General features: G+C 65.8%; 18 protein-coding genes. 12 read left to right on the forward strand and 6 right to left on the reverse strand.

Translation table 11 applies throughout. From position 1 onward, the window contains the following. Positions 1–63: 63 nt before the first annotated feature. Positions 64–1,725 carry an NAD+ synthase gene (locus FLO80_RS04630; protein ID WP_111363453.1) on the reverse strand — a complete coding sequence of 554 codons (1,662 nt, stop codon included), beginning with the start codon at positions 1,723–1,725 and terminating at the stop codon, positions 64–66. Positions 1,726–1,904: 179 nt separating this feature from the next. Between FLO80_RS04630 and FLO80_RS04635 the strand changes: the two genes are divergently transcribed. The 5 genes from FLO80_RS04635 to FLO80_RS04655 all read left to right on the forward strand — a co-directional run bounded on the left by FLO80_RS04635 (position 1,905) and on the right by FLO80_RS04655 (position 8,251). Continuing rightward, the gene (locus tag FLO80_RS04635) at positions 1,905–3,302 is read left to right on the forward strand and encodes an MORN repeat-containing protein (RefSeq protein WP_111364060.1); all 1,398 of its coding nucleotides are present in this window, start codon (positions 1,905–1,907) and stop codon (positions 3,300–3,302) included. 47 nt (positions 3,303–3,349) lie between these two features. Next, positions 3,350–4,591 (forward strand): PhnD/SsuA/transferrin family substrate-binding protein, encoded by a 1,242-nt coding sequence (locus tag FLO80_RS23150; protein ID WP_111363452.1) that lies wholly within the window; start codon positions 3,350–3,352, stop codon positions 4,589–4,591. Positions 4,592–4,733: 142 nt separating this feature from the next. After that, a complete protein-coding gene (locus FLO80_RS04645) occupies positions 4,734–5,201 on the forward strand; it encodes a DsrE family protein (protein WP_111363450.1) in 468 nt (155 codons plus the stop codon). A gap of 177 nt (positions 5,202–5,378) precedes the next feature. After that, positions 5,379–6,605: an aminotransferase-like domain-containing protein gene (locus tag FLO80_RS04650; RefSeq protein WP_111363448.1), complete on the forward strand. Its 1,227-nt coding sequence runs from the start codon at positions 5,379–5,381 to the stop codon at positions 6,603–6,605. A gap of 86 nt (positions 6,606–6,691) precedes the next feature. Continuing rightward, on the forward strand, positions 6,692–8,251 hold the full coding sequence (locus tag FLO80_RS04655) for an AMP-binding protein (protein ID WP_111363446.1): 1,560 nt from the start codon (positions 6,692–6,694) through the stop codon (positions 8,249–8,251). Positions 8,252–8,274: 23 nt separating this feature from the next. Here FLO80_RS04655 and FLO80_RS04660 read toward each other — a convergent pair whose 3' ends face one another. The 5 genes from FLO80_RS04660 to FLO80_RS04680 all read right to left on the reverse strand — a co-directional run bounded on the left by FLO80_RS04660 (position 8,275) and on the right by FLO80_RS04680 (position 12,732). Beyond that, a complete protein-coding gene (locus FLO80_RS04660) occupies positions 8,275–8,544 on the reverse strand; it encodes a hypothetical protein (RefSeq protein WP_111363444.1) in 270 nt (89 codons plus the stop codon). Between the two features lie 103 nt (positions 8,545–8,647). Beyond that, on the reverse strand, positions 8,648–9,646 hold the full coding sequence (locus FLO80_RS04665) for an aldo/keto reductase (protein WP_111363442.1): 999 nt from the start codon (positions 9,644–9,646) through the stop codon (positions 8,648–8,650). Continuing rightward, the gene (cmk, locus tag FLO80_RS04670) at positions 9,643–10,257 is read right to left on the reverse strand and encodes a (d)CMP kinase (protein WP_111363440.1); all 615 of its coding nucleotides are present in this window, start codon (positions 10,255–10,257) and stop codon (positions 9,643–9,645) included. The genes FLO80_RS04665 and cmk overlap by 4 nt, the downstream gene beginning before the upstream one ends. Before the next feature lie 43 nt (positions 10,258–10,300). Further along, positions 10,301–11,650, reverse strand: coding sequence for a 3-phosphoshikimate 1-carboxyvinyltransferase (gene aroA, locus FLO80_RS04675; RefSeq protein ID WP_111363438.1), 1,350 nt, complete (start codon positions 11,648–11,650; stop codon positions 10,301–10,303). Positions 11,651–11,850: 200 nt separating this feature from the next. After that, on the reverse strand, positions 11,851–12,732 hold the full coding sequence (locus tag FLO80_RS04680; protein ID WP_111364057.1) for a hypothetical protein: 882 nt from the start codon (positions 12,730–12,732) through the stop codon (positions 11,851–11,853). Positions 12,733–12,843: 111 nt separating this feature from the next. On the opposite strand from FLO80_RS04680, the gene miaB reads away from it, so the two are divergent. The 7 genes from miaB (at position 12,844) to lnt (ending at position 19,722) form a co-directional block, all read left to right on the forward strand. Beyond that, positions 12,844–14,163 carry a tRNA (N6-isopentenyl adenosine(37)-C2)-methylthiotransferase MiaB gene (miaB, locus tag FLO80_RS04685; protein ID WP_111363436.1) on the forward strand — a complete coding sequence of 440 codons (1,320 nt, stop codon included), beginning with the start codon at positions 12,844–12,846 and terminating at the stop codon, positions 14,161–14,163. Positions 14,164–14,441: 278 nt separating this feature from the next. Further along, on the forward strand, positions 14,442–15,059 hold the full coding sequence (locus tag FLO80_RS04690) for an OmpA family protein (protein WP_246156562.1): 618 nt from the start codon (positions 14,442–14,444) through the stop codon (positions 15,057–15,059). A 14-nt stretch (positions 15,060–15,073) separates the two neighbouring features. After that, complete coding sequence (locus FLO80_RS04695; protein ID WP_111364052.1) at positions 15,074–15,385, forward strand: hypothetical protein; 312 nt, start codon at positions 15,074–15,076, stop codon at positions 15,383–15,385. 162 nt (positions 15,386–15,547) lie between these two features. After that, complete coding sequence (locus FLO80_RS04700; RefSeq protein WP_439328703.1) at positions 15,548–16,582, forward strand: PhoH family protein; 1,035 nt, start codon at positions 15,548–15,550, stop codon at positions 16,580–16,582. A gap of 139 nt (positions 16,583–16,721) precedes the next feature. Next, positions 16,722–17,237 carry an rRNA maturation RNase YbeY gene (gene ybeY, locus FLO80_RS04705; RefSeq protein ID WP_111363434.1) on the forward strand — a complete coding sequence of 172 codons (516 nt, stop codon included), beginning with the start codon at positions 16,722–16,724 and terminating at the stop codon, positions 17,235–17,237. A 21-nt stretch (positions 17,238–17,258) separates the two neighbouring features. Beyond that, the gene (locus tag FLO80_RS04710) at positions 17,259–18,173 is read left to right on the forward strand and encodes a hemolysin family protein (protein WP_111363432.1); all 915 of its coding nucleotides are present in this window, start codon (positions 17,259–17,261) and stop codon (positions 18,171–18,173) included. Beyond that, positions 18,166–19,722, forward strand: coding sequence for an apolipoprotein N-acyltransferase (gene lnt / locus FLO80_RS04715; RefSeq protein ID WP_246156563.1), 1,557 nt, complete (start codon positions 18,166–18,168; stop codon positions 19,720–19,722). Before FLO80_RS04710 ends, lnt begins: the two co-directional genes overlap by 8 nt. Positions 19,723–19,738 lie beyond the last annotated feature (16 nt).

Genomic DNA, 19,738 nt, shown 5'->3' on the forward strand with positions numbered 1-19,738 from the left:
CACGCCCGACAGCCGGGGCGCAGCCGGAGATCACCCCCCGGCTTTCGCCGCACCGCAGCGCCGTTAACCACCCGGATCGCGCCAGCGGTTGACGATCGGGTAACGCCGGTCGAGCCAGAAGGCGCGCGGGCTCAACCTTGTGCCCGGGGCAGACTGGAACCTCTTGTATTCGCTGATATAAATCAGGTGCTCGATCTTCCTGACCACGTCGCGGTCGTGCCCCACCGCCACGCAATCGGCCACGCTCGCCTCCTGATCGACCAGCATTTCCAGAATGGAATCAAGCACTTCGTAAGGTGGCAGGCTGTCCTCGTCCTTCTGGTCCGGGCGCAATTCCGCACTCGGCGGCTTGTCGATCACGCGCGGCGGAATCACCTCGCCCCCCGGCCCCTTCATCCACGGCCGATGATTGGCGTTGCGCCACCGGCACGTGGCAAAGACCCGGGTCTTGTACATATCCTTGATCGGGTTGTAACCACCTGACATATCACCATAAATCGTGGCATAGCCAACCGCCACCTCGCTCTTGTTGCCAGTGGTCAAAAGCATCTCGCCGAACTTGTTGCTCAGCGCCATGAGCAACAATCCGCGCAGCCTCGACTGGATGTTCTCCTCGGTCACGTCCGGCGCCGTCCCCTCGAACAAGGGGGCCAGGGTTTCGGTCACAGCGGCACGGGATTTCCCAATCGGAACAGTGTCATAGCGACATCCCAACCGCTCGGCCACCGCCGTCGCATCGGCCAGCGAGTCCTCGGACGTATATTCCGAAGGCAGCATCACGCAGCGCAGGTTCTCCGGCCCCAGCGCATCCGCCGCGATGGTCGCCACGATCGCGCTGTCGATCCCCCCCGACAGGCCCAGAAGCGCCTTGGAAAACCCGGTCTTGCGCATGTAATCGCGCAGGGATTCAACCATCGCGCGGTAATCCTGCTCCTCGACCCCCGGCAGATGTGCCTTCATCCCCGGTTCCGCGCGCCAGCCGTCAGCCCCGCGCGTGAAATCGACATGCGCTATTTCCTCATCGAAAACAGGAAGTTGCACGGCCAGCTCCCCATGCGGGTTGAGCACGAAACTGGCCCCGTCAAAGACCTGGTCATCCTGCCCGCCCACCATGTTGAGATAGACCACCGGCAGCCCCGTCTCGATCACCCGCGCCACCATCTTGTTGGCCCGCACGTCGAATTTCTGCCGGTAATAGGGGCTGCCATTGGGGATCAGCAGGATCTCGGCCCCGGTCTCGGCCAGCGTCTCGGCCACGTCCTCATACCATCCATCCTCGCAGATCGGGCTGCCGATACGCAGATCGCCCACCACGTAAGGCCCCGTCACCGGCCCGCTTTCAAACACGCGCACCTCGTCGAACACGGTCTCGTTGGGCAGGTGATGCTTGAGAACCGTGGCCGTGATCCGCCCGCCCCGACAGATGTAATACGCGTTGTAAAGCGCCGCGCCCTCGAGCGCCGGGCCGCCAATCGCAAGCGCCGGTCCATCCGCGCAATCGCGCGCCAGCGTCTCGATCGCCTCTATCGCGGCTTGATGAAAAATCGGTTTCATCACAAGGTCTTGGGTGTTGTAACCGGTGATGAACATCTCGGGCAGCGCAACCAGGTCGGCACCTGCGTCGCGGCCCGTTTCCCAGGCCCTGCGCGCCTTCTCGGCGTTGCCGTCGATATCGCCCACAACCGGGTTAAGCTGCGCCAGCGTCAGGCGGAATTGATCGCTCATTTGGCCCCCTCAGGATCGTCCCCGCCAGATTTAACAGATCATGGCCCGAGGGGAAGCCAATTTGCCGCCCATCCCGCCGCCCCGGGCAAAAGACGTTGCCCCTCGCGGCCCCGTCGCTTAGATTTCCCGCATCGAGGCTGCATGTGATGGCCAGATCAAACAGGGGGCCGGGCACGATGATGACCGCACGCAGAATGAGGCTGACCGCATATGCCGTGGCACTGGCCCTCGGCCTGCCAGCCGCCGCACAGGACGGCGAGACCCGAACCAAGCAATACGACGATGGCGGAGTCTACGAGGGCACGTTCCGCAACGGGCTCCAGCATGGGGAAGGCACGTATCGTTTACCCAACGGTTACGAATACACCGGAGAGTGGGTCGACGGCGAGATTCGCGGTCGCGGCATCGCCCGCTTCCCCAACGGCTCGGTCTACGAGGGCGAATTTGCCAAGGGCAAGCCCGAGGGCGTGGGCCGAATCGTGTTCTCCGACGGCGGCACCTACGAGGGCGACTGGGTCGACGGCAAGATCACCGGCCAGGGCATCGCGGTCTATGCCAACGGCACCCGCTACGAAGGCGGGTTTCGCAACGCCATGCACCACGGGCGCGGGGTGATGACCTCGCCCAATGGCTATGAATACAACGGTGACTGGATCAACGGCGTCAAGGAAGGGCGCGGCCGCATCACCTATCCCGACGGCGCAATCTACGAAGGCCAGATCGTGCAGGGGGCGCGCGAAGGCGAAGGCACGCTCACCATGCCCGACGGGCTGGTTTACGAAGGGCTCTGGAAAGACGGCCAGATCAACGGCACCGGCACGCTCACCCAGCCCAACGGCGATGTCTACGAGGGCGCGCTCGTCGCCGGACAACGCGAAGGCATGGGCAAGGTGACCTATGCCAACGGCGATGTCTACGAGGGCGAATTCACCGGCGACAAGCGCGAGGGCCAGGGCACGTTCGAGGGCGCCGACGGCTATCGCTACGAAGGCAGCTGGGTCGATGGTCGGATCGAGGGGTCGGGCACGGTCACCTATCCCGACGGGTCGGTCTATGTCGGCCAGTTCCGCGATGACGTCGCCGATGGCGAGGGCAAGATCACCTACCCCGACGGCTCGACCTATGAAGGTGAATGGAAAGCGGGCGTGATCGACGGCAACGGCAAGGCCGTCTATGCCAACGGCGTCACCTACGAAGGCGGTTTTCGCAACGCGCGCAATCACGGGTTCGGCGTGATGACCTATGCCGATGGCTATCGCTACGAAGGCGAATGGCAAGACGGCCAGCGCCACGGCGAGGGCACCGCGACCTACCCCGACGGCACCATCTACAAGGGCACCTTCGAAAATGGTCAGCGCCACGGCGAAGGCGAGATCACCATGCCCGACGGTTTCCGCTATTCCGGCGAATGGAAGGAAGGGCAGATTTCCGGCGAAGGCCGCGCAACCTATGCCAATGGCGACGTCTATACCGGCACCTTCCTCAACGGCAAACGCCAGGGCAACGGCACCATGGTCTATGCCGAGGGCGGAGAGGAAAGCGGCACCTGGGCAAACGGCGCGTTGCAGGACGAATAGGGCATGCCACGACTGGCCGCCGCGCACAGGTTCGCCACCGGCGGATCATGTTGAAATCCGCCCGCGCCTGCGGTCTCGTTCTGGGCCTTCTGGCCATCCTTCCCCTGCGTTCTCTCGCCCAGGAAACACCCGAAAACGAGATCCGCATCGGCGTTCTCGCCTTTCGCGGCTGGGTGGCGACGGAACCGCACTGGAAACCGCTCGAACGCTATCTCGCCGATGCGCTGGGCCAGCCGACGCGCCTTGTGCCCGTGACACTGACCTCGGCGGGGCCGCTGATCGACAATGGCGGCGTGCATTTTCTCGTCACCAACCCGGGCCATTTCGTGACCCTGGCCCGCACCCGCCCGATGAGCGTTCTGGCCTCGCGCAAGCGCCATGTGTCCGACGGCACGCTCGCCTCAGAGTTCGGCAGCGCCATCATCACCGCCGCCGACAGCCCGGTGCACACGCTCAAACATGCCGCCGACCGCCGCCTTGTTGCGGTCGATCCGAATGCATTCGGCGGGTTCCAGATCGCCTGGGCCGCGTTCCGCGAACACGGGATCGACCCGTTCACCGACGTCGCCGCGCTCGATTTCGTGGGGTTTCCGATGGACCGCATCATCGACGACGTGCTGGCCGGGCGCACCGATATCGGCATCGTGCGCAGTGGCCTGATCGAGGAACTGGCCGCCGAGGGCAAACTCGATCCGGCGCGGCTGCGCGTGCTCAACCCCAACGCCTCCTACACCTATCCCGATTCACTCTCGACCCGGCTGTTTCCCGAATGGCCCTTCCTTGCGCTGGCGGGCAGCCCCGCGATGGTGCGCGATCGCATGGCCCTGGCTCTGCTTGCCCTTCAGGACGACACGTTGCGCCAGCGATACGGGCTGCGCGACGGCTGGGGCGCCCCGCAAAGCTATCACGCGGTCGAGGCGCTGCTCTCGGATTTTACCACGCGGCTCGACCGGGGCAGCACGACCGCACGGCTCCTCCCGCCCGTATCGGCCATTGTCGCACTGCTGCTGGTGCTCGGCGCCCTCTGGCGCCTGCGCCGCCGTCGCGAGGCCGCACCCGCCGCCGCGCCCGGCCCGTCTCCTGACACGCCCGCCATCCCGCTCACCCAACGCGAACGCGAAATCCTCGATCTGGTCCGGCTGGGCCATTCGTCCAAGGAAATCGCCCGGTCCCTCGGGATCAGCCCCAAGACCGTCGAGTTCCACCGCGCCAACCTGCTGCGCAAGCACGAGGCGCGCAGCACAGTTGAGTTGATCACCAAGGCCGCCCCGGCGGATGGCCCATCCTGATGCGCCGCCGCCAAACCTGGGGAATACCCTAGCCCCCCGAGAGGCTTTTCAGGTGATGCTGCGGGTTACGACCTGCCTGTCGTGATGAGATACTTCTTCCATCCGATCCATGCTATGATCGAAACCAAGGGAGGAACCAACCATGACATTCATCCGCAAGGCCACCACCGGCCTCCTGGCACTCACGCTCGCGCTTCTGGTCGTCGCGACCGGCGACGCACAGGCCAGCGACCGCTATGGCAAGCAAAAGGTCGTCTATCACATCAACTACCATGGCGGCGACGGTGACCGCGCCTATCTGGGCGCGATGAACAACATCCAGAACCACATCAACGCGGTCGGTGCGCAGAACATGGAGATCAAGGTCGTGCTCCATGGCAACGGCCTGGGCCTGCTCAGCCAGGCCAAGACCAACGAAAAGCTCAGCGGCCGGGTGCTCGGGCTCAAGGGCCAGAATGTCGACTTTCACATCTGCAACAACACGCTGGTGGGTCGCAATATCGACCTCGATAACGATCTTTTCGACGCCTACGAAGAGGATATCGTGCCCTCGGGCGTGGCCGAACTCAGCTATCTGCAACAGCAGGGCTATACCTACATCAAACCCTGACTTGCCGGTCTGACCGGATCAAAGGGCGTCCCCACGGGCGCCCTTTTTCGTTGCGTCACGCCGTTTGCGACGAATGGACCCACGCGAAACCCCGCCCTAGACTTGCCTTGCCCGCACGTGTCGCGACACCGACCCGAAAGACCGGGCCAAAGACACAGCAAGACAGGGACACGCGCCATGAGTTTCGCCTTCGACAGCTTCCTCTCCGAACCCGCCCGCGCGCGATCCGCCCAGCCCTTTACCGGCCTGCCGCCCTATCATTTCGTCGGCGGCAATATCGACGAACCGACCGTGCCCGCCGACGCCCTGGCCGAGGCCGTCGCCCGCGTCATCCGCGAGGAAGGCCACGCCATGGGCAAATACGGCATGGATGGTGGACCGCAGGGCTATCTCCCCCTGCGCGAGGAAATCTGCACCATTCTCGAACGCCGCACCGGCATCACCGTCACCCGCGACGAGGTGCTGGTCACCTCCGGCTCACTTCAGGCCATGGACCTCGTGAACAAGGCGCTTCTCGACGCGGGCGACGTGGTGCTGCTCGAAGATGCCAACTACATGGGCGCGATCGCCAAGCTGCGCACGCTCGGCGTCAGCCCCCACCCCATCGCGCTCGACGGCGACGGCATGCGCATGGACGCGCTCGAAGAGGCGCTTGAAACCCTCGCCCGTGAGGGGCGCAAGCCCAAGTTCATCTACACCATCCCCACGATCCAGAACCCCACCGGCACCATCATGCCCGAGGCACGGCGCCGCGAAATGCTGGCGCTCGCGCGCAAATACGACGTCCCGATCTTCGAGGATGATTGCTATGCCGACCTGGTCTTTTCCGGCGAACGCCCGCCCGCGATCCACGCGCTTGATGACGAGGACCGGGTGATCTATTGCGGCACATTCTCCAAGACCATCGCGCCCGCGCTGCGCATGGGCTACCTCGTCGCGCCCTGGCCGCTGATGGGCCATATCCTGCCGCTCAAGACCGACGCGGGCACCGCCGCGCTGGGGCAGATGGCGCTGGCCGAATACCTGCCCGGCCATTACGAGGCGCATGTCGCCACGCTCCTGCCGGTATTGCAGGAAAAATCCGATACGCTCTGCGCCGCGCTGGATGAACATTTCGGCGCCGCCGCGCAATATGACCGGCCGGTGGGCGGCATCTATCTCTGGGTCACGCTGCCCGACTCGGTCGATACCGACCGGCTCTTCGAGGTCGCATTGGAACAGGGGATCGAGATCAATCCCGGCTCGCAATGGACCGTCAACAGCGACCAGAATCGCCACCGGATGCGGCTTTGTTTCGGCCATCCGCCACTGCCGGTGATCCGCGACGGCATCGCCAAACTGGCCGAGATCTGCCATGCCGAATTCGGCCTGCCCCTGCGCAGCGGCAACATCGCGCGCGGCTGATCCACTTCGCCGCGCAAGTGACGGCGCGTTCCGCTTGGCAAATCGTCCCGCACGGCCCTAGCCTGCCCGCGGGAGGACACCATCACATGAGCATCATCACAAGCCCCTATCCGCCGGTCGAGCTGCGCGAAATCTCGATCACCACCCGCGTCTTCGAGGGTCTGGGCGACGACCCCAAACGCCCGCTGCTGATCGACGGGCCGACCGGGCGCAGCGTCACGGTGAGCGGCTTCATCGACGCGGTGAAACGGCTGGCCGGGGGGCTCAATGCGCGCGGCACCGGGCAGGGCACGATGATCGCCCTGATGGCCCCCAACCTGCCGGAATATTGCGTCGTCTTTCACGGCATCGCATGGGCGGGCGGCACGGTCACGCTGATCAACCCGACCTATACCGCGCACGAGGTCCGCCACCAGTTGAACGATTCCGGCGCCACCCTTCTGATCACCATCCCGCAATTCCTCGACACCGCACGCGAGGCCATTGAGGGCACAGAGGTGCAGGAGATCGCCGTGATCGGCGACGCCCCCGGCACCCTCTCGCTCTCCGACCTCATGGGCGAACCGCAAGAGGCGCAAACCCCGGTCGACATCCGCAACCATGTCCTCGCCCTGCCCTATTCCAGCGGCACCACCGGCCTGCCCAAGGGGGTGATGCTGACCCACTGGAACCTCGCGTCCAATATCGACCAGACCATGGCAACCATCACCTCTGAACCCGGCGAGATGACGGTGGCCTTCCTGCCCTTCTTCCATATCTACGGGCTCGAATGCCTCGCCAATATCGTGCTGGCGGCGGGCGGCGGGCTGGTCACCATGCCGCGCTTCGATCTCGAGATGTTCCTGCGCCTGTCGTCCGAGCACCGCACAAGGCGCATGTATGTCGTGCCCCCGGTGATGATCGCGCTGGCCAAGCACCCGCTGGTTGAGGAATACGATCTCTCCTGCGTCGAACAGGTCAATTCCGGCGCGGCGCCCCTGGGCGGTGACGTGACCGACCGGGTTGCCGCCCGACTCGGCTGTGCCACGACGCAGGGCTATGGCATGACCGAACTTTCGCCGGTCTCCCATTCCACCCCGCCCGAGCGCGCCCGCCCCGGCGCCTCGGGCCTGACCATCCCCAACACCGAATGCCGCGTCGTCGATCCGCTCACCGGCCGCGATGTGGAAATGGGCGACGAGGGCGAACTTTGGGTGCGCGGCCCGCAGGTGATGAAAGGCTACTGGAGGAACGAAGCGGCCACATCCGAGACCCTCGATTCGCAAGGCTGGCTGCATACCGGCGACATCGTGCGGTTCGACGAGGACGGGTTCATGTATGTCACCGACCGCCTGAAGGAGTTGATCAAGTACAAGGGCTTCCAGGTCGCCCCGGCCGAACTCGAAGCGGCGCTCATCACCCATCCCGACGTGGCCGATGTCGGCGTGATCGGCGTGCCTGACCCGGATGCGGGCGAATTGCCCATGGCCTTCGTCGTGCCCGCAGGCAACCCCCCCACGCTCGAAGCCCTACAGGCCCATCTCGACGGGATGCTGTCGCATTACAAGCAGGTCCGCCGGATCGAGATCACCGACGCCATCCCCAAGGCCGCCTCGGGCAAGATCCTGCGCCGCGTGTTGCGCGACAAGGTGGCGGGCAAGAGTTGATCACCCGAGGTCGGCCGGATCGCTTATGCCTTGCCCAGGCACAGGAACAGGTACTCGGTTCCCTGATAGTCCGGAAGACCACGCATCGAAACCCGCTCCGCACGCTTCTTGTGCCCGCGCTGGCAGATGCTGTTGGCCTTGGCGAGCAGTTCGGCATCCGAGAAACTGGCAAACAAGGGCTGGATGATGTTCACGCTGTCTCCGTTATAGGCTGAGACAATGGGTTCTTGCGGCTCAACGGCACAGGCTGCAACAAACATGACTGCCGGGAAGGCCCAAAAGCGTCGCGTCATTCGAATCGATCTCCTAGAAAGGTCTCACCCACAGAACGACGATGGAACCCAATTGGTTACCAAAGTCTTAAACTCAGCCAATTCTCGTAAAACGGCACTCCCCTCAGCAATAGCGCTCCGGCCCGACCCATTGGCTTTCGTTATAGCGGTCGCCATGGCACCAGCCGACCGGCAGCACCTCTTCGATGCGGCGCAGATCATCCGCCGACAACGTGATCTCGGCACCGCGCACGCATTCGCGAAAATGCTCGACCGAGCGCGTGCCGGGGATCGGGATCACATGGTCCCCCTGCGCCAGAAGCCACGCATTGGCCAGCGCCGCCGTCGGCTCGCCCATCTCGGCAGCCAGCGCACGAAACCGGTCGGTCGCGGCGAGGTTGTACCCAAGGCTCGGCTCCTGGAACCGCGCATTCCCGGCAAGGAACGCGGCCTTGGCAATCGCCGCGCGCGACAGCGGGTGATCGGTCAGCAACGACCGCCCCACCGGCGAGAACGCCACCAGCGCCGTGCCCAGCTCGGCACAGGCCTGCACCAGCCCGAGTTCCGGCGACCGCGTCTGGAGCGAATATTCCGACTGCACCGCCGCGACGGGGTGCACCGCGGCCGCCCGGCGCAGCGACGACGGCGCGATCTCGGAAAACCCGAACGCCCCGATCTTGCCGGTCTTCATGATCTCGACCAGCGTTTCGGTCACCGCCTCGATTTCCATGCCCGGATCGCGCCGGTGGACATAGAACAGATCGACCCGCTCCACCCCCATCCGTTTCAGGCTCTTGTCCAGCTCTCCCTCAAGATGCGCCCGGTCGTTGCGAAACCCGCGGTTGCCATCCGCATCGCGGGTGATCCCGGCCTTGGTCGCGATGACGAAATCATCCTTCGCGGCGGGGTGGCGCGCGAAATAACTGCCGATCCATTCCTCGGAGCGGCCCATGCCATAGACATTCGAGGTGTCGATATGGTTCACGCCCCAATCGCGCATCGCGTCCAGAATGGCATGCGAGGCCGCCTCGCTCGTCGGCCCGTAGAAGTCGGAAAAGCTCATCGCGCCGTATCCCACGGCGGCAACCTCCGGCCCGTTCGCTCCCAGCTTGCGTGTCTTCATGCCCTGTCTCCCCGCTTTTCCGCGACCACCGCGATCGCCGCCGCAACCGCCTCGTCGATGCTCATCTCGGACGTGTCGATCACCACCGCATCCCCGGCGGGTTTCAACGGCGCCGTCGCGCGCTCGCTGTCACGCGCGTCGCGTTCCTTCACATCGGCCAGCACCGCCTCGGGCGTGACCTCGTGCCCCGCCTCGCAAAGCTCGCGATAGCGCCGCCCCGCCCGCACCTCGGCGCTGGCCGTGACGAAAAGTTTCGCCTGCGCCTCGGGGCAGATCACCGTGCCGATGTCGCGCCCGTCCAGCACCGCACCCCCGGCCCGCGCGGCAAAGGCACGCTGGAAATCGACCAGCGCCGCGCGCACCTGCGGGTCCACCGCCACCCGGCTCGCGGCCTGCGCCACGCCCGGCGCGCGCAGATCACCCTCAAGGTCTTCGGCCATCAGCGCCTGCGCCGCCTCAACCGCGTCCGCACCTTCCATGACCTTCGCCCCCACCGCGCGGTAAAGCAGCCCGGTATCGAGATGGGCAAAGCCGAAATGCGCCGCCACCGCGCGCGACACCGTCCCCTTGCCCGCCGCCGCCGGCCCGTCGATGGCCACCGTAAAGCTCATGATACGTGATCCTCCTGATATTCGATCCGCTCGCCTGTATGGTTCATACATCCTTCTGGATATCTGCCCCAAGCCCCGCCATCAATGGCTCGAAGATCGGAAAGGACGTCGCCACCGGCGCCCCGTCATCGAGCCGCACCGGTGCCTGCGCCGCCATCCCGAGACACAGGAACGACATCGCGATCCGGTGGTCGAGAAAGGTCTCGACCTCCGCGCCACCGGCCACGCCGCCCGCGCCGCAGCCGGTCACGATCCACCAATCCTCACCCGTCTCGACCTCGACACCATTGGCGCGCAGGCCCCGCGCCATCGCCTCGATCCGGTCGCTTTCCTTGACGCGCAACTCCTTCACGCCACGCATCACCGTCTGGCCGGTCGCATTGGCCGCCACCACCGACAGGATCGGGTATTCGTCGATCATGCTCGCCGCGCGCTCGGGCGGCACCTTGATGCCGCGCATGTCGGGCGAATACCGCGCGCGCAGGTCGGCCACCGGCTCGCCGCCTTCCTCGCGCGGGTTCTCGTATGTCAGATCGGCCCCCATCTCGCGCAGCGTCTCGAACAACCCCGCGCGGGTGGGGTTGAGCCCGATCCCCGGCACGAACACATCCGACCCCGGCACGATCAGCGCCGCACAGACCGGGAAGGCCGCCGAAGAGGGATCGCGCGGCACCGCGATCACCTGTGGGCAGAGCTCGGGCTGCCCGATCAGGGTGATCACCCGCTTGCCATCCTCCTCCGCGACCGTGATCTCGGCCCCGAACCCTTCGAGCATCCGCTCGGTATGATCGCGTGTCGCCTCGCACTCGATCACCACGGTCTGCCCCGGCGCGTTCAACCCGGCAAGCAGCACGGCGGATTTCACCTGTGCCGACGGCACCGGCACCTCGTAACTCACCGGCACCGGGTCGCGCGCGCCCTCGATCACCATCGGCAACCGCCCGCCCGAACGCCCCATCGCCCGCGCGCCAAACAGCGCCAGCGGGTCGGTCACGCGCCCCATCGGGCGGCTCACAAGGCTGGCATCGCCGGTGAAACAGGCGGTGATCGGCTGCGTCGCCATCGCCCCCATGATCAGCCGCACACCGGTTCCCGCATTGCCGCAATCAATGACCGCCGCCGGTTCGGCAAAGCCGCCCACGCCCACGCCCTGCACATGCCACGTGCCGTCATCGTCGCGCGTCACCTCGGCCCCGAAATCGCGCATCGCCTGCGCCGTGGCCAGCACGTCCTCGCCCTCGAGCAGGCCGGACACCACCGTTTCGCCCACGCACATCGCCCCGAGGATCAGCGCGCGATGCGAGATCGACTTGTCGCCGGGCACCTCGGCCACGCCCGCAAGCGCACCGCAGGGCGTGGAAATCATCGGGATCGGAGAGCCGTGAGACGCCATCGAGAACCATCCTTTGCCAAGATGTCCGCCTGATAGCCCAGCCATCCGGCGCCGTCCATCGCCGATCCCGTCGCGGGGGGCTCTGCCCCCAAGGCGCAAAACGCGCTGCGTTTTGCACCGCCCCCGAGGTATTTCCGGTCAGATGAAGCCGCCATGCGGCGCGTTGCGATCCGACCGGCACCCGACCGGTCGGTCCAGGCTCAGAACCACTGCCCCGGTTCCATCAGCCCGAGGTCGAGCAACTGGCGTGAGTGCCATTCGAACCGTGTCGAATTGTGCCAGCCGAACGTGTCGATATCGAAGGTCGAGCCGGGGTTGCGCTTGAGCGCCTTGGCGGTGCGAAACGAGGCGATCGTGGCGGTCAGGTTGTTGTGCCATGGACATGCATAGGTGTTGTATTCCTCGTCCGTGAAGGTGTGATCGTCGCGCAGGGCAAGCCCCGGCCGGGCCCGGAAGATGGCAATCCGGTCGATCTTGCGGCGCGGCGCGGGGATGTGTTCCTCGAACCGCCAGCGCAGCCCGCCGAAGAAATCGAGCTGGCGTTCCCGGGGGTGATTGTGATTCGCCGGATCGGGCCGGGCCAGCGCGTAATAGCCGGTCTTGTCGAGGCACGCGGTCTCAAGCGAGACCGCGTCGGGATGCGCCGCCAGATCGCCCGCGTAAAGGTCGACCACGAAGGTCAGCATCGCGTCGCGCCGTTCCTCGGTGTGAAAGGCCAGCATCTCGCCGATGGTGCGGGTCTCGCAGAACGGATAGAACAGGTATTCCGCGTTGAAACAGTAGTAGAGCCATTGCCCCTCGGCCGCCCCGATCACCGCGTTGACCGCGTTTTCCAGCGCGCCCTCCGGCACCATGTCATAGCCGACCCGATGCACGCTGCGCACGAGATCGTCGGGCAGTGCAAAGCTGTCGGGCATGAAAGCCACAACCGAGTTGAACCCCAGTTGCTGATGATGGCGCAGCGTGGTGTCAAGCTCGACCTCGTCCTCGGCAAAGACAAGCGCCACCGGCCCCTTGGCAAGGGCGGCTTTCCCGCGATTCAGGAAATCGCCGAGACCGGCATAGTATCGCTGTTCCGTCATTTCGTTCATCCTGCGCAAAATCGGTTAAATGAAGGTGCATTGCAAGCCACCCCGCACCTGATGTAATCAACCGCCCTGACATCCGCCCCGACACCCGCGCGCGAGGAATCCATGGCCGACCCCAAGAAGCTCTTCATCAAGACCTACGGGTGCCAGATGAACGTCTATGACAGCGAGCGCATGGCCGAGGCCCTGGGCGGATCGGGCTATGTCGAAACCCGCACCCCCGAAGACGCGGACATGATCCTGCTCAACACCTGCCACATCCGCGAAAAGGCCGCCGAAAAGGTCTATTCCGAACTGGGCCGCTACAAGGGGCTCAAGGCGGCCAATCCCGACCTCAAGATCGGCGTGGCGGGCTGCGTCGCGCAGGCCGAGGGCGACGAGATCATGCGCCGCCAGCCGCTGGTCGATCTGGTGGTCGGCCCGCAGGCCTATCACCGCCTGCCCGAGATGGAGGCGCGCGCACGCTCGGGGCACAAGGCGCTCGACACCGATTTTCCCGCGGAAGACAAGTTCGAGCACCTGAAAGCCCGCCCCAAGGCCGCGCGCGGCCCCACCGCCTTTCTCACCGTGCAGGAAGGCTGCGACAAGTTCTGCGCCTTCTGCGTCGTGCCCTATACCCGCGGCGCCGAAGTGTCGCGCCCGGTCAACCGCATCCTGGGCGAGGCGCGCGACCTCGTCGAACGCGGCGTGCGCGAGATCACGCTGCTCGGCCAGAACGTCAACGCCTATCACGGCGCGGGACCGGACGGAGAGACCAGCCTTGCGGGCCTGATCTGGGCGCTGAACGACATCGACGGGCTGGAACGCATCCGCTTTACCACCTCGCACCCCAACGATATGAGCGACGACCTGATCGCGGCTCATGGCACCTGCGAAAAACTCATGCCCTACCTGCACCTGCCGGTGCAGTCGGGTTCGGATCGCATCCTCAAGCGGATGAACCGCGCCCATACCCGCGACAGTTACCTCGCGCTGATCGACAGGCTGCGCGCGGCCCGGCCCGATATCCTGATCTCCGGCGATTTCATCGTCGGCTTTCCCGAGGAAAGCGACGAGGATTTCGCCGATACGCTCGACCTCATCGAACGGGTCGGCTACGGGCAGGCGTTCAGCTTCAAGTATTCGCCCCGCCCCGGAACCCCGGCGGCCGAACGCCCACAGGTCGCGCCCGACGTGGCCGATGCAAGGCTGCAAGAGCTTCAGGCGCTCATCACCCGCCAGCAACGCGCCCGGCAGGACGCGATGGTCGGTCAGACCGTGGGCGTGCTGTTCGAGAAACCCGGCCGCCTGCCCGGCCAGATGGTCGGCAAATCCGACCACCTGCACGCGGTCCATGTCGATGACTGCGCGGCCCGCCCCGGCGACCTCTGCGCGGTGAGAATCGTCTCGTCGGGGCCAAACTCCCTGGCCGGCATCCTCGCCTGACCCCGCGCGTTCGCGACCAGCGGCCAGGCGGCCGCCGCCCAAAGGCTTGATCGCGCACATCACAAAGACAGCGCACCCCCGACCAAAGATCAATCGGCCGGTGCAGAACTGGATGAATCGCCCGCGCACACCACAAGATCGGGTGACGGCGGCCGGTGAAATTCCTTCACAACGGCACAGAAGCTGTTAGAGTGAAAGCACATTTTCGTCCGGACCTTGAAGGTGCTGCCAATTCCTCGGGTTCGGTTGGGGGAAACATAAATCAAGGGACAGATGCTGTGGCGAAAGTTTTCTCGAAAACGGCGCGCGGGATGGTTGGCGGTATTGCGGCCGCGGCCTTCGGCGTGATCCTGATAGCCAGCGACGTGGCGGCGCAGGGGGCCGAAATGGGGTCCGAACGGTTCAGACGCGACACGCCCTCGCAACAGGGGCGCGACAAGGGCCAATACATTCCGACAATTTCAATCACGCCCGACGGCTGCGAGGCCTGGGTTATGGATGACGGTGCCGAAGGCTATGCCGTGAACCACGTGACCCGGCAGGGCAAACCGGTCTGCCGCGAAGTGAACGTCTGCGGCGTGCTCAACTCGGACCAGTATTTCGCAACCGACAGCTACCACATCAACCGTGGTGGCCAGCAACGGCTGCGCGAATTCTTCCAGAACTCGAGTGCCTTTGCCTTCACCGTCATCGGCCATACCGACAGCCGGGCCTCGGACGACTACAACATGCGCCTCTCGCTCAACCGCGCCAATTCCGTCGCGAAAGTCGCCCAGAGCGTGGGCGCCCGCCTCGTCGATGTGCGCGGCATGGGCGAACGCAGCCCGGTCGCTCCGAACAACACCGTCGCAGGCATGGCCAAGAATCGCCGCGTCGAAATCCTGTGCTTCGAATGAACAAGGGGCCACACATGAAACTCACATTGAAACTGGCGCTCTGCGCCTCGCTTCTCGCGGTGGCCGGATGTGACGAAACCCTGGGCGGCTATCCCGCCGACAAGACCATCGACCGCGGTATCGACAGCAAGCACCTGTCGCAACTGCAATGGGGCATCTGGGTCGATCCCCGGGGCTGCGACACCTGGATCGCCGATGACGGGCTCGAAGGCTACATGGTCCGGCGGCTCGACAAACACGGCAAGCCGGTCTGCTCGGGCGTTGCCCCGCCGACCCATACCGCCGGCCACTTCAAGGGCGGGTCGAGAATCCCCGATCCGAACTGAAACATGGAAATTGCGCGAATTTCGGCCGTGCGGGGCAACCTGCGCGGCCGTTTTGGTATCAATCGCGTGACATCTGCGCGCCCGGCCTTGCGCCGCGCCGCGCGGCTTGGCACCATCATGTCGCGGCCCCCGTCCCCCGTACCGCATATCAAGGAGAACTGATTGGCCATAAACGTGCTGCCCCCGCCCCAATCACCCGATGGTGACGACCCCGACGCACTGCGCGAGAGCCTCGCCGAATTTCCCGACAACCGTCTCCTGATCGAGCTTTGCGGCGAATATGACCGTAATCTTGCCGAGATCGAACAGAAACTCGGGGTGCAGATCCTGCGCCGCGGCAACCAGATCGTGGTGATCGGCGACGCCGCCTCCTCGACCGAGGCGCTGTCGGTTCTGGGCACGCTTTACGAACGGCTCGAATCGGGCCGTAGGGTCGATTCGGGCGATGTCGACCGCGAACTGCGGATGGACAGCCCCGGCGGCTCTTACGACGGCGACCAGCTCGAGATGTTTCGCGGCGGCCGGATCGAGATCAAGACCCGCAAGAAAACCGTCGAACCGCGCACCGACGCCCAGAAAATCTATGTCCAGAGCCTGTTTGCCAACGAACTGGCCTTCGGCATCGGCCCCGCTGGCACCGGCAAGACCTATCTCGCCGTCGCCGTCGGCGTGAACATGTTCGTCGAGGGCCATGTCGACCGCATCATCCTGTCGCGCCCCGCCGTCGAGGCGGGCGAGAAACTGGGCTACCTGCCCGGCGACATGAAGGACAAGGTCGACCCCTACATGCAGCCGCTCTATGACGCGCTGAACGATTTCCTGCCCGGCAAGCAACTGGCCAAGCTGATCGAGGAAAAGCGCATCGAGATCGCGCCGCTCGCGTTCATGCGCGGGCGCACGCTCTCGAACGCCTTCGTGGTGCTCGACGAGGCGCAGAATGCCACCACCATGCAGATGAAGATGTTTCTCACCCGCCTTGGCGAAGGCTCGCGCATGGTCATCACCGGCGACCGCTCACAGGTCGACCTGCCGCGCGGCGTGCCCTCGGGGCTGTCGGATGCCGAATCGCTGCTCAAGGGCGTCGACGGGATCAGCTTCAATTACTTCACCTCGAAGGACGTGGTGCGCCACCCGCTCGTGGCCCGCATCATCGAAGCCTATGACGCCGCCGACCCGGCACGACCGCACAAACCCTGAGTGAACCACGCGCCCTTTTTCGCAAACCGCTCAACCGGCTATGGCATGCCGCGCCGGAACGAAGTTCAGCCGCCCCGCCCCGACTCAAACCCGGGGCGGGAGTTTCCAATCCAGCGCGACACGGGCTAAACCACACCCCATGTGCATCGACCTCATCATCGAAGACGACCGCTGGAGCGCCACCGCGCTCGACCGACTCGCCCCCCGCGCGGCCCGCGCCACGCTCACCCGTCTCGGTCTCGACCCCGACGCCCATGAGCTTTGCCTCATGGCCTGTGACGATACCCGCATCGCCACGCTCAACGCCGATTTCCGCGACAAGCCCCGGCCCACCAACGTGCTGAGCTGGCCCGCGACCGATCTTGCCGCTTCTGAGGACGGCGACCCCCCGGCCTTGCCCGAACCCGACCCGCATGACCCCGACGCGGGGTTCCTCGGTGACATCGCCATCGCCTATGAAACCTGCATGCGCGAAGCCGCCGAACAGCACAAATCCCCCGACGACCATGTGACGCACCTCGTTGTTCACGCGATCCTGCATTGCCTGGGCTATGATCACATGCGTGACCGCGATGCCACCCTCATGGAGCGACTTGAGGTCGACATACTTGGCAAACTCGGTATTCCTGACCCATATAGGGACACATCGGGGTAATCCCCTCTGGACAAGGTAAAAATGGGCGACACAGACGACGGGTCTTCTAACGCGGCGCACAGCGCGCCGGGCGAGACGACCGAACCACCACAACCGGACCCGGCCGAGAACGGGTTCTTCAGACGGATCATGAGCGCACTCAGCCCCTCGGACACGGGCGATGCCGCCGATCCGGCCACGACACCGGCACAGGCCGTGGCGGCGATGCCCGGCCTGCTCAACCTGCGCCGCATGACGGTCGAGGACGTGATGATTCCCAAGGCCGAGATCGTCGCCGTGGCCACCACCATCACCCGCGACGACCTGGTCGAGGTCTTCCGCGACAGCGGCATGACCCGCCTGCCGGTCTACGAAGAGACGCTCGACACCCCGCTCGGCATGGTCCACCTCAAGGATTTCGCGCTCCAATACGGCTTCAACGGCGCCGCCAGCGAACAGATCGACCTCAAGAAGATGCTGCGCCCGCTCCTGTTCGTTCCGCCCTCCATGCCGATCGGCGTCCTGCTGACCAAGATGCAGACCGAACGCCGCCACATGGCACTGGTGATCGACGAATATGGCGGGGTCGACGGGCTGGCCACCATCGAGGACCTGATCGAACAGGTGGTCGGCGAGATCGAGGACGAACACGACCTCGAAGAAGACAATTACTTCACGCGCGAATCGCCCGGCTGCTATTCGGCCCAGGCCAAGACCCCGCTGGACGAGTTCGAGACCGAGATCGGCCTCTCGCTCACCGATGCCGAGGATATCGACGAGGAAGAGATCGACACGCTGGGCGGGCTGGTCTTCATGCTCTCGGGCCGGGTGCCGGTGCGCGGCGAGGTGGTCCAGCACCCCAACGGCACCGAGTTCGAGGTGACCGACGCCGATCCCCGCCGGATCAAGCGCCTGCGCGTGCGCCTGCCCGATCATTCCGCCGCCAGCGATGGTTAGGGTCAGGGCGGACCACGCCACCCGGCTCGAGACCCGCGCCCGCCGCCTCTTCCCGGGGCGGCTCATGGGCGTGGCGGCGGTCCTTGGCGGGCTGGCCGCGCTCGGTCATGCGCCGTTCAACCTCTGGCCGCTGGCCCTCATCGGGCTGGCCGGGCTCTTCGGGCTCTACCGCGCGGCCCTGACCCCGGCGCGCGCCTTCTGGACCGGCTGGGCCGGCGGGGCCGGTTATTTCGCCGTGGCACTGCACTGGATCGTCGAGCCGTTTCTCGTCGATATCGCCCGCCATGGCTGGATGGCACCCTTCGCGCTGGTGTTCCTCGCCGGGGGGCTGGCACTCTTCTGGGGGCTGGCCTTTGCGCTGGCACGCCGCATGGGCGGCCGGCTGATCGGCGGCGCGCTGGCATGGGTCGCCACCCTGACCCTGGCCGAAATGGCGCGCGCCTATCTCTTCACCGGCTTTCCATGGGCGCTCGCGGGCTATCTCTGGGCGTCCAGCCCCGCCGCGATCCATGCCGCCGTCATCGGCCCCTACGGCCTCACCGCCGCGGCGCTGGCCACGGGCGTTGCGCTCTGGCTGCTGCTCTCGGCCCAGCACCGCCGCGCGGCCCTCGCCGGGCTGGCGCTGGTCGGCCTGTTCATCGCTGCGGGCTGGGGCCTCGGTCGCCCCGTCCCGCCGGACGCGGACGCCCCGGTGATCCGCCTCGTGCAACCCAACGCCCCGCAGCACCAGAAATGGGACCCCGCCCATCTCCGCGTCTTCTTCGACCGCCAGCTGGGCTTTACCGCCGCCCCCGCCCGGGCCACCCCGCCCGATCTCACCATCTGGCCCGAAACCGCGATCCCGTGGTTTCTCGACAACGCGGGCGAGGCGCTGGAGATGATCTCCGACATGGCCGGGGGCCGACCCGTGGTGCTCGGCCTGCGCCGCCTCGACGGCGCGCGATTGCTCAATTCGCTCATCGTGCTCGGCCCGGACGGCAGCCCCCACGCGCTCTATGACAAGCACCATCTCGTGCCCTTCGGCGAATACATGCCACTGGGCAATCTCGCCGCGCGCGCGGGGCTGACCGGCTTTGCCAACGACCAGGGCTTTGGCTATTCCCCCGGCCCCGGGCCCCGGCTGGTCGAACTGCCCGGCATCGGTCGCGCCCTGCCGCTCATCTGCTACGAGGCCGTCTTTCCCCATGACGTGGCCGCCGCCCCGGCCCGGCCCCGGCTGCTCATGCAGATCACCAACGACGCGTGGTTCGGGCGCTTTTCCGGGCCATTCCAGCACCTTCAGCAGGCCCGGATGCGCGCCATCGAACAGGGGCTGCCCATGGCGCGGGCCGCCAATACCGGCGTTTCGGCCATGATCGGCCCGCGCGGCCACATCTCGGCGCAGATCGCGCTCGGCGAGGCCGGGTTCACCGATGCTGCCCTGCCGCCGGCCCTCCCGCCCACGCTTTATGCCCGCACGGGCGACGCACCGCTGGCGCTTCTTCTGGTTCTCACGCTCGCCCTTTTGGCGTTTCGCCGCGGCCAGGCAAGCCGCCCACCCTCCGAATAGCCATTGACCCCGGGGC

It is taken from the genome of Aquicoccus porphyridii (assembly GCF_008369105.1).
GTDB classification, from domain to species: Bacteria; Pseudomonadota; Alphaproteobacteria; order Rhodobacterales; family Rhodobacteraceae; genus Aquicoccus; species Aquicoccus porphyridii.